Annotated in this window: 12 protein-coding genes; 4 read left to right on the top strand and 8 right to left on the bottom strand. The window is 45.0% G+C overall.

The window, feature by feature from the left end:
• The first annotated feature begins 46 nt into the window (after positions 1-46).
• A complete protein-coding gene (gene rplS / locus FLM53_RS05240) occupies positions 47-400 on the top strand; it encodes a 50S ribosomal protein L19 (protein WP_004738151.1) in 354 nt (117 codons plus the stop codon).
• 461 nt (positions 401-861) lie between these two features.
• On the opposite strand, the gene yacG is transcribed toward rplS, so the two are convergent.
• From yacG to nadC, 8 genes are all read right to left on the bottom strand, one after another.
• On the bottom strand, positions 862-1,059 hold the full coding sequence (gene yacG, locus FLM53_RS05235) for a DNA gyrase inhibitor YacG (protein ID WP_017106879.1): 198 nt from the start codon (positions 1,057-1,059) through the stop codon (positions 862-864).
• Positions 1,060-1,140: 81 nt separating this feature from the next.
• Positions 1,141-1,881, bottom strand: coding sequence for a cell division protein ZapD (gene zapD / locus FLM53_RS05230; protein WP_176680430.1), 741 nt, complete (start codon positions 1,879-1,881; stop codon positions 1,141-1,143).
• 26 nt (positions 1,882-1,907) lie between these two features.
• Complete coding sequence (gene coaE / locus FLM53_RS05225) at positions 1,908-2,522, bottom strand: dephospho-CoA kinase (protein ID WP_176680429.1); 615 nt, start codon at positions 2,520-2,522, stop codon at positions 1,908-1,910.
• Between the two features lie 2 nt (positions 2,523-2,524).
• Positions 2,525-3,394, bottom strand: coding sequence for an A24 family peptidase (locus FLM53_RS05220; RefSeq protein WP_176680428.1), 870 nt, complete (start codon positions 3,392-3,394; stop codon positions 2,525-2,527).
• A 67-nt stretch (positions 3,395-3,461) separates the two neighbouring features.
• A complete protein-coding gene (locus tag FLM53_RS05215) occupies positions 3,462-4,691 on the bottom strand; it encodes a type II secretion system F family protein (protein WP_176680427.1) in 1,230 nt (409 codons plus the stop codon).
• A 15-nt stretch (positions 4,692-4,706) separates the two neighbouring features.
• Positions 4,707-6,392 (bottom strand): type IV-A pilus assembly ATPase PilB, encoded by a 1,686-nt coding sequence (gene pilB / locus FLM53_RS05210; protein WP_176680926.1) that lies wholly within the window; start codon positions 6,390-6,392, stop codon positions 4,707-4,709.
• A 4-nt stretch (positions 6,393-6,396) separates the two neighbouring features.
• Positions 6,397-6,822: a pilin gene (locus FLM53_RS05205; protein WP_176680426.1), complete on the bottom strand. Its 426-nt coding sequence runs from the start codon at positions 6,820-6,822 to the stop codon at positions 6,397-6,399.
• A 255-nt stretch (positions 6,823-7,077) separates the two neighbouring features.
• Positions 7,078-7,968, bottom strand: coding sequence for a carboxylating nicotinate-nucleotide diphosphorylase (gene nadC / locus FLM53_RS05200; RefSeq protein ID WP_004738163.1), 891 nt, complete (start codon positions 7,966-7,968; stop codon positions 7,078-7,080).
• A gap of 83 nt (positions 7,969-8,051) precedes the next feature.
• On the opposite strand from nadC, the gene ampD reads away from it, so the two are divergent.
• The 3 genes from ampD to aceE all read left to right on the top strand — a co-directional run bounded on the left by ampD (position 8,052) and on the right by aceE (position 12,622).
• Positions 8,052-8,651 carry a 1,6-anhydro-N-acetylmuramyl-L-alanine amidase AmpD gene (ampD, locus tag FLM53_RS05195; RefSeq protein ID WP_176680425.1) on the top strand — a complete coding sequence of 200 codons (600 nt, stop codon included), beginning with the start codon at positions 8,052-8,054 and terminating at the stop codon, positions 8,649-8,651.
• Between the two features lie 483 nt (positions 8,652-9,134).
• Positions 9,135-9,896, top strand: coding sequence for a pyruvate dehydrogenase complex transcriptional repressor PdhR (gene pdhR / locus FLM53_RS05190; protein ID WP_176680424.1), 762 nt, complete (start codon positions 9,135-9,137; stop codon positions 9,894-9,896).
• Between the two features lie 62 nt (positions 9,897-9,958).
• Entirely contained in the window at positions 9,959-12,622 is a 2,664-nt protein-coding gene (gene aceE, locus FLM53_RS05185) for a pyruvate dehydrogenase (acetyl-transferring), homodimeric type (RefSeq protein ID WP_017629814.1), read from the top strand.
• Positions 12,623-12,632 lie beyond the last annotated feature (10 nt).

The raw sequence follows: 12,632 nt of genomic DNA, 5'->3' as shown, positions 1-12,632 counted from the left end.
GTAACCTATTAAATTTAGTATCAGTTTATTCTAGGAATTTATACAAATGAGCAACATCATTAAGGCTCTTGAAGAAGAGCAACTAAAATCAGACCTTCCTAAATTCGCACCAGGTGACACTGTTGTAGTTCAGGTTAAGGTAAAAGAAGGTGACCGTGAGCGTCTACAGGCTTTCGAAGGCGTTGTAATCGCTATTCGTAACCGTGGTCTACACTCTGCATTCACAGTTCGTAAGATCTCGAACGGTGAAGGTGTAGAGCGTGCGTTCCAAACTCACTCTCCAATGGTTGATAGCATCGAAGTTAAACGCCGTGGTGCAGTACGTCGTGCCAAGTTGTACTACCTACGTGAGCGTTCTGGTAAGTCAGCTCGTATTAAAGAGAAACTTGCTAAGAAGTAATTCTTTTTGCATTCTATCGATAAAAGCGGAGCCATTTGGCTCCGCTTTTTTGTGCCTGTTATTTAGAGTTTTGAAAACCAGAGATCCCCAATTCGCTCGTTCCTCACTCTTGGGGATTATGATTGGATAGCAGTGAATAGGCCTGATATAAAAAAGGTAAGCGAAAGAGGCTTTATGTAGTCGGCTTGATCAATAGAGCTAAGTAAACCCTAAGAACCGTCATTCCCTAGACTGACGAAGGAAGGAGTAGGGAATCTCTTTCAGTAAACACCAAACTATCGGCAATAAAAAAGGATTGACGCAAAACGCCAACCCTTCAATCATTTTTCCGAATCTCGAATCTCGAATCTCGAATCTCGAATCTCGAATCTCGAATCTCGAATCTCGAATCTCGAATCTCGAATCTCGAATCTCGAATCTCGAATCTCGAATCTCGAATCTCGAATCTCGAATCTCGAATCTTAGTACGGATCTTCCGACCAACCATCGCTATCAGACATGTCTGGTGCGCCTGCGATGCTGTTCTCTTCGTCTGCCCACTCACCAAAATCAATCATCTGACATTGCTTGCTGCAAAACGGGCGATGTGGGCTTTGTTCACCCCATTCAACGTCAGTATTACATTGAGGGCATTTAACGATGGTGATTTTCTTCGACATAGTGATTCTTAATTTGAGGGGATAATAATAGTGAGTTTAGGCTCGAGTGAGCACTCAAGCCAAACGATAAAAGGAAATTAATTAGGTGCAGATAGCCAATTCAAATTCGATATCTTGAGTACAAGCTTGCCCTGTTTCAAAACTCATGAATTTAACAGCAAAACGGTTCTTATGACCCGATATCATCGGGTAGGCGCCGTATTGCATTGGAATCGAAAGACGAAGGATATTCGCTTCATCAGCATCGCTCTGGAAGAAGCCTGCACGAGCAATTTGCTCTTTAAAGTGACCAGTTTCTCTGGTGAGCTTTAACCATAGCGTTAGCGCTTCATACAGAGGCTGTAGGCTATCCATCCATGCTTTGGCGTCTCTCATTCTCTTATCAAGAGGAAGGTGCAGCCAATAATGCAGAGCCGGTAAATCAAAGCAGCATGAGCCACCTGGTAGATTAAAGCGCTGGCGAATCGCACTCAGGAAACGGTCTTCCTTAAGTGATTGTCCAAAACGCTCTGCTTGCATCAACTCGCGATAGATGTTGCCAATATCGGTGAGCAGAGATGTAAGCATCTCTTGATCGACACCTTCAACATCTAACCAACTTTTGTAGGTTACACGTTGCTTCTCAATGTCTTTTGCGAGTTCGCTCTTGAGTTGGATCTGTTCGAAGATTTCAATCAGATCAAAGATAGAACGGAAAAAGAGTTGATACTGTTGAGCATCGGAAAATGTAGAAGACAAGTGTAGCTGCCTCAAGAGTGATTCAACTCTTAAGTAGATGCGTGTTTTCTCATTTAGAGGATGTTCAAATTTGTGGGTGATCATCGAGCAAACCTTCATTCAACATTGTTCTATTCTGACCCATCTACTGTACTGATTGCCAGATACTTTTGATGTAAATCTGTGATTTGAGGCAAAAGTTCTTGGTTTTTAGTATGGTTTTTAATCACGTCATCTGCAACTGCTAAGCGCTGTTCTCTTGAAGCCTGTGATTTTAAAATTGACGTTACTTGTTCCCTAGAAACATTATCTCGACTCATCGTGCGCTCTATTTGTACTTCAGCTGGAACATCAACGATTAACACGCGATCGGCCATGCCTTGCATTTGGTTTTCAACTAAGAGCGGTGCGACTAATAAAGCATAAGGGGAGGTGACTTTAGACAAGTCACTGTCAATTTTATCGCGGATCATTGGATGGAGAAGATCATTGAGCCACTGTTTTTCTGTTGGGTCAGTGAAGATTACTTCTCGCAGTTTAGCGCGGTTGAGTGTTCCATCTTCTAGCAAGATGTCTTCACCAAAATGAGCTGTAATCTGATTCAGGCCTTCACTGCCAAGTGCAACCACTTCACGTGCCACGATATCAGCATCGACAATATCAATGCCGAAATGTTTGTTGAACAGGTTCGCGACGGTCGTTTTACCACTGGCGATACCGCCACTTAATCCGATAATGATTGCCATGGTTACATTCCTAGTACAGAAGTTAAATACCAACCCATGATGTCGTTACCCCACATCAAGCTAACCCAACCAGCGATGGCAAGGTAAGGTCCAAATGGAAAGGCTTTATCGATGCCTTGCTGTTTCAAACGTAGCTGAATCAAACCGAAAACCAAACCAACAAGTGACGATAAAAGGATGATCATCGGTAGATGTTGCCAACCAAGCCATGCTCCAAGTGCCGCCAGCAGTTTGAAGTCGCCGTAACCCATGCCTTCTTTGCCAGTTAGTAGTTTAAACAACCAGTAAACCGACCATAGGGCTAGGTAGCCTGCCATAGCGCCAACCACAGAATCTTGAAGCGATACTGGGCTGATATTAAACAGTGCTAGAGCGATACCGGACCAAACCAAAGGTAAGGTGATTTGATCAGGCAGTAGCATGGTGTCGAGATCGATAAAGGTCGCGGTAATCAATGCGAAGGTGAAAAAGATCAGCGCAATAGCGTAGAAACCAAAACCAAAGTGGCTCGCGACTACGGCACAAAGGATTGCAGTAAGCAGTTCAACCAAAGGGTAGCGTGCACTGATTGGATTCGCACAACTGTGGCATTTACCCTTTAAGAACAACCAGCTTAATACAGGGATATTGTCGATGATTCTTAATTGGGTTTCACATTTCGGACAAGTCGAACGTGGAATGCTCAGGTTAAATTTTCCTTCAGGTGCTGGGATTTTATATTGAGAGAAATACTCCGAGCACTCTTGTTGCCATTCACGTTCCATCATAATCGGTAAGCGGTGTATGACGACGTTGAGGAAGCTGCCAATAAGAAGGCTAAAAATGAAAGCTAATACGGGGAATAGCCAAGGATAGTAGTGAAATACTTCCATAGTGTCCTTTACCACTTGATCTATATGAGCAGAAGTTTGCTACTCATGGGTGTTTAGTTGCTTTTGGCTATCCTAACACACTCATTAGATTAAAGATCGGTAAGTACATCGCAACCACAAGCCCGCCAACAACCGTTCCTAAAAACACGATGATCAATGGCTCTAAGATCTTGCCAAGATTATCGACGGTGTTGTCGACTTCAAACTCGTAAATGGAAGCGACTTTATTAAGCATGTCGTCAAGGTTGCCGGACTCTTCCCCAATCATCACCATCTGTAACACCATCTCAGGGAAGGCATTGGTATTACGCATCGCGATATACATCGGCATACCAGCTGCGGTTTCACGGTGAACCTCAATGATCGCCGATTCATAATGCAAATTGCCTGCGGTTTTGGCGGTGGTTTTAAGGCTCATTAGAATCGGAATACCAGAACTAAAACTGGTGGATAAGGTTCGACTGAATTTCGCAATAGAGGCTTTGGCCATCACACCACCAAGCACCGGAAATCGTAACCCTAAGCGGCTGGCTGACAAGCGAATCGAGTAAGAGCGCTGGCACAATTGATGGACTAATAGTGCGAGCAAGCCTACGCCCACAGCGGCATAAAAACTGTAAGTCTGCATCCAGTGGGACAGATGGAGTACCTGCTGAGTAAACCAAGGGAGATCGGCACCAAACCCTGAAAACATCGATTCAAATTCCGGGATGACCATGGTTAGCATTAGGTAGGAGACTGTCAGTGCAACAATGACCACCATCGCTGGGTAGATGAGTGCTTTTATAACCTTAGACTTTAACTGTTCACTCTTTTCTCGATAAGTTGCCAAACGTTCGAATACTTGTGCGAGATTACCTGACAGTTCGCCTGTCGCGACTAAGTCGGTGTAGAGGTCATCAAAGTGGCGACTTGCGGTTCGCATCGCTTTTGATATCGGAGTGCCTGCTTCTACACCTTTACAGATATGCGAGAGGATGGACTTCATTTCAGCCTTACGGTGATTGTCTGATACCAACTTGATGGCTTGCACGATAGGGACACCAGTCGCCAACATAGTCGCCAATTGTCGAGTCAAAATAGTGATGTCTTTGGGTTTTACGCGATGTGTTAAACGAGTCAGCGCAGAGATGCTTTTCTTTTTGATCTTCTTGATTTGAATGTGCTGATCTTTGAGCTTTTCTCGCACCTCTAATTCTGTGAGCGCTAAGGTTTGTCCTGACACTTTCTTACCTGAGCTATTAATGCCTTTCCAATGGTAGCTTTTTAGTTGTGATTGCTTGGACTTACTGCTCATTGGTGCTCCATTGAGTTATATGTACAGAACACGTTGTAGCTCTTGATAGCTGGTGGTGCCCTCAAGTAGTTTGTCTAAACCAGACTCTTGTAGTGTTCTCATGCCTTCTCGGCGCGCGAGATCTTCAATTGCTAACGCATTAGGTTTGTTAATTAGGCTGTTTTTAAGTTTGTCGGTGAATGGCATTACTTCGTAGATACCAACGCGACCGGAGTATCCTTGGTTACACTCATTACAGCCTTGAGTGTTGGCTTTGTAGATGGTTTGGCTATTTGGGATAGAGTGACGCAGATAAATATCTGGTGAGTCGTCCGTAGCTTTGCAGTGGTTACATAAGCGTCTCGCAAGACGTTGAGCAATGATCAAGCTTAAGGACGAAGCAAGGTTAAAGGGTTCAATTCCCATGTGAGCAAGTCGAGTTACGGTTTCAGCTGCGGAGTTTGTGTGCAACGTAGATAGCACCAAGTGACCTGTTTGCGATGCTTTGATCGCGATCTCTGCGGTTTCTAAATCCCGGATCTCACCGACCATCACTACATCTGGGTCTTGTCGTAAAAACGATCTCAGTGCTTCAGCGAACCCAAAGCCGATCTTTGGTGTCACTTGTACCTGATTGATGCCACACAGGTTAATCTCTACCGGATCTTCAGCGGTGGAAATATTGCGTTCAGTGGTATTCAGTACTCGAAGCCCAGTATAAAGAGATACGGTTTTTCCACTGCCGGTTGGTCCTGTCATTAGGATCATTCCTTGCGGGCGTTTCAAGGCATTAAGGTAGAGGGCTTTTTGATCTTCGCTGTAACCAAGCTTGTCGATATCGAGATTGGCCGCACTGCTATCAAGCAGTCTCAGTACAATTTTCTCGCCCCACAAGGTTGGCAACGTTGAGACGCGCATATCAATCGCAAGTTCATCATTCAGGCGCAGCTTGATGCGTCCATCTTGTGGCAGGCGACGTTCGGCAATATCAAGTTTGGCGAGTATTTTCAGACGAGCAGATAAACGGCGACTTAAGTGGGAAGCGGGTTGTTGGATTTCAACCAGAATACCATCGCAACGCAGTCGCACACGGTAGTGTTCTTCGTAAGGTTCGAAGTGGATATCCGATGCACCTTTGCGCACCGCATCGACCAGTATCTGATTGATAAAGCGGCTAACCGGGGAGTCGTCTTGGCTGAGGTCTTCAATTGAAGTCATCTCATCGTCAGAAACTTCAACTAGGTTGGCGAGTTCGTCTTGGGTGATCTCTTTGCGCTTAGATTCTTGCCCGGAAATAGAACGGCCATACAACTTTCGTATTACACCTTCTAATTCAGAATAGTTAGCGACAACGAGTTCTATTTGCAATCCAGTCGCGAATCGGAAATCATCTTCTGCTTGTAAATCGGTTGGGTCGGCAGAGGCGAGAGTAAGAGTCGAGCTAGAGACTGAAATTGGGATCGCGTGATATTTGGTGATCAGCTCGCGAAGCCCTAATTGCTCGCACAAGACTTCGTAGTCAGTATTAGCGAGTTGCACCGATGGCAGACCGAAGATGGCTTGAATATTATGTGCGAGACTCTCGCTGGTGAATAAATCAAGAACGAGTAAAGCTTCAGGTGTAGATACACCTGAAGCATGTATGTGTTCCGCAACGGCTTGTTCTTGAGTCAGGCTAAGTAAGCCAGCCTGACGAAGAACGGTCGGGAGGTTGGTTAGCACTAAATTAGTCACAACCTTCTAGTTCAACGGATTGAAGGAGAGTGCTCACTGTTCGAGTACAAGCCCAGCCTGTATCTGACCGCGTCACAGTAATAACCCCAGTGTCTAACGCGCCATCAGCAAAAGTAAAAGATATTTCTGCAGAAGATGCAGCTTGAGTTGCTATTTCTATTTCTCCAAGTGAATTGGCTCCTGAAGCTACTCCGAGTTCGTCTAGGGTTGTTAGGTCACCATTTTCTTGAATAAATAGCTCCGCAGGTGTTACTAGAGATTTTAATGTTGCTAAAGCTGAAGATGCTTGGCTTTTGGCTACATAGTCTTTGTATGCCGGAACTGCTATAGCTGATAAAGCACCAATAATCGCCACTACAATCATCAATTCAATCAGCGTAAAACCTTTCTGATTTGTTCTTTTGTTCTTGTAATTCATTGTCTAATTCCATTCTTTAGTTTGTTTCAGCGCAAGCACTGGTTGATGGAAAGAATAGAAGTCGAGGTGGGGAAGTGGAATGGTGTTCAGGTGTGGGCGCGAGTGGTTTTGTATTTATTAGTGTGGTGTTTCATATAGTGAGCAAATTTATGCGATCAACTTAAATAACGGCTTGAAATACTGACAATTAAGGTAATAAAAAAGGCACTGTCATTAACAGTGCCTTTAGCGATAACTTATTTATTATTCAGTAAATTACGCTTTGAATCTCATTGATAGATCCATTGCTTTCAGGTGCTTAGTTAGCGCACCTACCGAGATGTAATCCACACCCGTTTCAGCAAACTCTGCGATGGTGTCTAGCGTCACGTTGCCAGAGTTTTCTAGTGCAGCACGCCCCGCGTTGATTTTAACCGCTTCACGCATCATGTCTGTGGTGAAGTTGTCTAGCATGATGATGTCTGCACCCGCGTTGATTGCTTGCTCTAGTTCTTCTAGGCTTTCTGTTTCTACTTCTACAGGCTTACCTGGGTTTAGTTCTTTTGCTGTCGAGATAGCTTTCTCAATACCACCACATGCGATGATGTGGTTTTCTTTGATTAGGTACGCATCGAAAACGCCAATACGGTGATTGAAGCCACCACCACAAGCGACTGCGTATTTTAGTGCGCTGCGCAGGCCCGGAATCGTTTTACGAGTATCTAATAGGCGGCATTCTGTGTGTTTGATTTTGTCCGCGTAGATAGCTGTTGCTGTCGCACAACCAGACAGTGTTTGAATGAAGTTCATTGCGTTACGCTCGCCCGTTAGTAGCGCGCGTGCTGGGCCAGTTAGCGTGCAAAGCGTTTGGTTTGGTTCAACCTTATCGCCGTCTTCTACATTCCACTCAATTGTTACTTCACCGCCCAATTGCTTAAACACTTCATCAGCCCATGCTTTACCACAGAACACACCGTGCTCACGTGTAATGATGGTTGCGCTGTTGATTGCGTCTGCTGGGATTAGACTTGCTGTGATGTCAGCCGCTGGATCTAACGTGCCACCTAGATCTTCTTTAATAGTCTCGGCTACTGCACGAGTGATCTCTAGAGGCAGTTGCTCTTTTAAGTAGTCAAGGCGTTGGTGGCTGTTATGTGTGTTTTTCATCGCAAATCTAATCTTGAAAGGGAGTGGGAATGGAATGATACTCTTGCTTAACTTCAAATTAAAGAGGCTAGCGCGACTGCTCTATGGGCAAGGTCACATCTTATTGTGCTAGCAGAAAAGAAAGTGAGACCAAGATGACGATCAGCTCCAACGGATGGTACGACAACGCTCGGCATGTTCCTTCCCCGTATTTTGACGCTCGGCCGAGTGTCGATGATATCTCTCTGCTGGTGGTCCACAATATTAGCCTGCCACCGGGGCAATTTGGTGGGCCTTATATCGAGCAGTTCTTTACGGGTAAGCTAGACGCCGCTGAGCATCCCTTTTTTAAGGTGATTCATCAAATGGGTGTGTCTGCACACAGCTTGATTCGTCGCGATGGCGAAGTGGTGCAGTTCGTTTCTTTCCTTGATCGAGCTTGGCATGCCGGTCAGTCGAGTTTTGCAGGGCGTGAAAGGTGCAATGATTATTCAATCGGTATTGAACTGGAAGGCAGTGACTTTGTTACTTACACCGAGCAGCAATATCAAGCGCTGACTCAGTTAACGGAATCACTGATATCAAGCTTTCCTCAGATCACCAATGAACGCATCACTGGCCATCAATATATTGCACCTCTGCGCAAAACTGACCCAGGTTTGGTTTTCGATTGGCAGAAGTTTAAAGGTGAGCTGAACTTCTAGGCTTTCATTCTCTTTATGGCTCTGTTGATTACAGAGCCATAGATAGTCAACGCTGAGCATAATCACTTGTGAATTTTTGTTGTTGCGATGTAAAGAAAGTGGTTGAAGGAAGGGCATCAATAAATCGAGAGTGTGACGAGCTTATCAAACACTCATATATTAAAATTTGTGAACAGAAATTCCCTCCCAAATGTGCGCTTGGTTCGATTTTTAACCGAGTTAGGCTAATCTTTCTGAAACAATTCATTTTTATCCTGAAACTTTCTAGCACGAATCCTCCCCAAAAGTATTACCCCTGTAAATGGTAAGACCAATTTGGTTGCTGTTTTAAATTTCATTTGTTAAATCACGGTTAATTCACACTGCATTCTATGATGCAGGTCAATTTTACGCTGGACAGTGGCGTTTTAATTATGTTAATTTCTGCCCAACTTAAAATTGGTATTACCAATTGTCAGCGAAGAAAAAGAAGAACAGCAAACTATGGCTTATCAAAGGATTCGTCAGCCAAAACTCTCCGATGTTATCGAACAAGAGTTAGAAAGGTTGATAGTGGAAGGAACACTGGCTCCAGGGCAGCAGCTGCCGCCTGAGCGTGAACTGGCGAAACAGTTCGATGTGTCTCGTCCTTCAATCCGAGAAGCGATACAACGTTTAGAAGCAAAACGCTTGCTTACTCGCCGTCAAGGTGGAGGTACGTTTGTTAGCGAAAATATCTGGAAAAGCTTTTCAGATCCTTTGCTTAATTTGTTGTCCTCCCATTCTGAAACCCAACTAGACTTGTTGGAATCGCGTCATGCGATGGAAGGGATTTCGGCTTACTTCGCGGCATTGCGTGGCACTGGTGAAGACTTTGCTCGAATTCAAGCATGCCAAGATAAAATTCACGGCGCGCAAGATAAGGGTGATATTGAAGCCGAATCTGCAGCGGTGATGGCTTTTCTTATTGCTTTAACAGAGGCAGCGCACAATGTGGTGTTATTGCACATTGTTCGTAGTTTGGCTCCGTTACTCGAACAAAACGTCTTAGAGAATTTAAAGCTGTTGCATCGTCGTAAAGACGTTGTGGAGAAAGTGAGTATACATCGAGCTAACATTGTAGATGCGATTGTTTCAGGGCAGCCAGAACAGGCACGTGAAATGTCACACTCTCATTTAGCTTACATCGAAGAAACATTGCTGGATTTGACGAAGGAAGAGTCGCGCCGCGAACGTTCTCTACGTCGAATTCAACAGGGTAAATAGCCGTAATACTTCGGCTTTTTACGTGTTTAGTAGAATCCAACTAACAAAAAGGATAGATCGCCATGTCTGACATGAAGCATGACGTTGATGCTCTGGAAACTCAAGATTGGTTAGAAGCTCTTGAGTCAGTAGTACGTGAAGAAGGTGTAGAACGTGCACAGTTTTTACTAGAACAAGTTCTAGATAAAGCGCGTTTAGATGGTGTTGATATGGCTACAGGCATCAACACAAACTACATCAACACAATTCCAGCAGCACAAGAGCCAGCTTACCCTGGTGACGTAACTCTTGAGCGTCGTATTCGTTCGATTATTCGCTGGAACGCAATCATGATCGTATTGCGTGCTTCTAAGAAAGACCTAGACCTTGGTGGTCACATGGCTTCTTACCAGTCAGCAGCAGCGTTCTACGAAGTATGTTTCAACCACTTCTTCCGTGCTCCAAACGAGACTGACGGTGGCGATCTAGTTTACTACCAAGGTCACATCTCTCCAGGTATCTACTCTCGTGCATTCGTTGAAGGTCGTCTAACTGAAGAGCAGCTAGATAACTTCCGTCAAGAAGTTGATGGTAAAGGTATCCCTTCTTACCCGCACCCTAAACTGATGCCTGAGTTCTGGCAGTTCCCTACAGTATCTATGGGTCTAGGTCCGATCTCTGCGATCTACCAAGCTCGTTTCCTTAAGTACCTAGAAGGCCGTGGCCTTAAAGATACTTCTGCTCAACGTGTATACGCTTTCCTAGGCGACGGTGAGATGGATGAGCCAGAATCACGTGGTGCTATCTCTTTCGCTGCGCGTGAGAAGCTAGACAACCTATGTTTCCTAATCAACTGTAACCTACAGCGTCTAGACGGCCCTGTAATGGGTAACGGTAGCATCATCCAAGAACTTGAAGGCCTATTCAAAGGTGCAGGTTGGAACGTTGTTAAAGTTATCTGGGGTAGCAACTGGGATTCTCTACTAGCTAAAGACACTACTGGTAAGCTTCTTCAACTAATGAACGAAACTATCGATGGTGACTACCAGACATTCAAATCTAAAGATGGCGCATACGTACGTGAGCACTTCTTTGGTAAGTACCCAGAAACAGCTGCACTAGTTGCAGACATGACTGACGACCAAATCTTCGAACTGAAGCGTGGTGGTCACGATTCTTCTAAACTGTTCGCTGCATTCAACAATGCAAAAGAGACAGGTGGCAAGCCAACAGTAATCCTAGCTAAGACAGTTAAAGGTTACGGCATGGGTGAAGCTGCAGAAGGTAAGAACATCGCTCACGGTGTTAAGAAGATGGACATGACTCACGTACAATACCTACGTGACCGTCTAGGCCTACAAGACATCCTTTCTGATGAGAAAGTGTCTGAGCTTCCTTACCTGACTCTGGAAGAAGGTTCTGCTGAGTACGAATACCTACATGCTCGTCGTAAAGCCCTACAAGGTTACACGCCAGCACGTCTGCCAAAATTCACTCAAGAATTCAAAGTTCCTGAGCTAGACGCATTCGCACCTCTACTAGGTGAACAGAAGCGTGATATCTCTACAACTATGGCTTATGTACGTACGCTAAACATCCTTCTTAAAGATAAGAACATTGGTAAGAACATCGTTCCTATCATCTGTGATGAAGCTCGTACATTCGGTATGGAAGGTCTATTCCGTCAGGTTGGTATCTACAACCCACACGGTCAAGAATACACACCTGAAGATAAAGGCATCGTTTCTTACTACAAAGAAGCAACGTCTGGTCAAGTACTTCAAGAAGGTATCAACGAGCTAGGTTCTATGGCTTCATGGGTTGCAGCTGCAACTTCATACAGCACGAACGACCTACCAATGATCCCGTTCTACATCTACTACTCAATGTTTGGTTTCCAACGTATTGGCGACATGGCATGGCTAGCAGGTGACCAACAAGCTCGTGGCTTCCTACTAGGTGCTACAGCTGGTCGTACAACACTGAACGGTGAAGGTCTACAGCACGAAGATGGTCACTCGCACATCCAAGCGAACACTATCCCTAACTGTATCTCTTACGACCCAACGTTCGCTTACGAGCTAGCAGTAATCATGCAAGACGGTATCCGTCGCATGTACGGTCCTGAGCAAGAGAACGTTTACTACTACCTAACAGTAATGAACGAGAACTACGCAATGCCAGCAATGCCAGAAGGCGCTGAAGAAGGCATCCGTAAAGGTATCTACAAGCTTGAATCTCACGCTGGTGCTAAGGGCAAAGTTCAACTAATGAGCTCTGGTACTATCATGAACGAAGCGCGTAAAGCGGCTGAAATTCTAAGCGAAGAGTACGGCGTAGCATCTGACGTATTCTCTGTAACGTCGTTCAACGAGCTAACTCGTGACGGCCAAGCGGTAGAGCGTGACAACATGCTTCACCCAGAAGCTGAAGAGAAAGTACCGTACATCACAACTGTTCTTGGTAAAGAACCTGCAATCGCAGTGACTGACTACATGAAGAACTACGCTGAGCAAGTACGTGCGTACATGCCAACTGAGTCTTACAAAGTACTTGGTACAGATGGTTTCGGCCGCTCTGACAGCCGTGCAAACCTACGTCGTCACTTCGAAGTTAACGCTGGCTACATCGTAGTTGCAGCTCTAACTGAACTGGCTAAACGTGGTGACATCGAGAAATCAGTAGTTGTTGAAGCAATTGCTAAGTTCGATATCGACACTGAAAAAACTAACCCGCAATACGCATAAGACTGGCATT

Source organism: Vibrio sp. Scap24, assembly GCF_013394185.1.
GTDB lineage: Bacteria > Pseudomonadota > Gammaproteobacteria > Enterobacterales > Vibrionaceae > Vibrio > Vibrio pomeroyi.
Note: the sequence above shows the minus strand (reverse complement) of the source record. Positions and strands in the feature narration are given on the sequence as shown.

Bases quoted from the DNA above. Each gene is read 5' to 3' on its own strand.
- rplS (WP_004738151.1), top strand. From the start codon at position 47: ATGAGCAACATCATTAAGGCTCTTGAAGAAGAGCAACTAAAATCAGAC.
- yacG (WP_017106879.1), bottom strand. From the start codon at position 1,059: ATGTCGAAGAAAATCACCATCGTTAAATGCCCTCAATGTAATACTGAC.
- zapD (WP_176680430.1), bottom strand. From the start codon at position 1,881: ATGATCACCCACAAATTTGAACATCCTCTAAATGAGAAAACACGCATC.
- coaE (WP_176680429.1), bottom strand. From the start codon at position 2,522: ATGGCAATCATTATCGGATTAAGTGGCGGTATCGCCAGTGGTAAAACG.
- FLM53_RS05220 (WP_176680428.1), bottom strand. From the start codon at position 3,394: ATGGAAGTATTTCACTACTATCCTTGGCTATTCCCCGTATTAGCTTTC.
- FLM53_RS05215 (WP_176680427.1), bottom strand. From the start codon at position 4,691: ATGAGCAGTAAGTCCAAGCAATCACAACTAAAAAGCTACCATTGGAAA.
- FLM53_RS05205 (WP_176680426.1), bottom strand. From the start codon at position 6,822: ATGAATTACAAGAACAAAAGAACAAATCAGAAAGGTTTTACGCTGATT.
- nadC (WP_004738163.1), bottom strand. From the start codon at position 7,968: ATGAAAAACACACATAACAGCCACCAACGCCTTGACTACTTAAAAGAG.
- ampD (WP_176680425.1), top strand. From the start codon at position 8,052: ATGGGCAAGGTCACATCTTATTGTGCTAGCAGAAAAGAAAGTGAGACC.
- pdhR (WP_176680424.1), top strand. From the start codon at position 9,135: ATGGCTTATCAAAGGATTCGTCAGCCAAAACTCTCCGATGTTATCGAA.
- aceE (WP_017629814.1), top strand. From the start codon at position 9,959: ATGTCTGACATGAAGCATGACGTTGATGCTCTGGAAACTCAAGATTGG.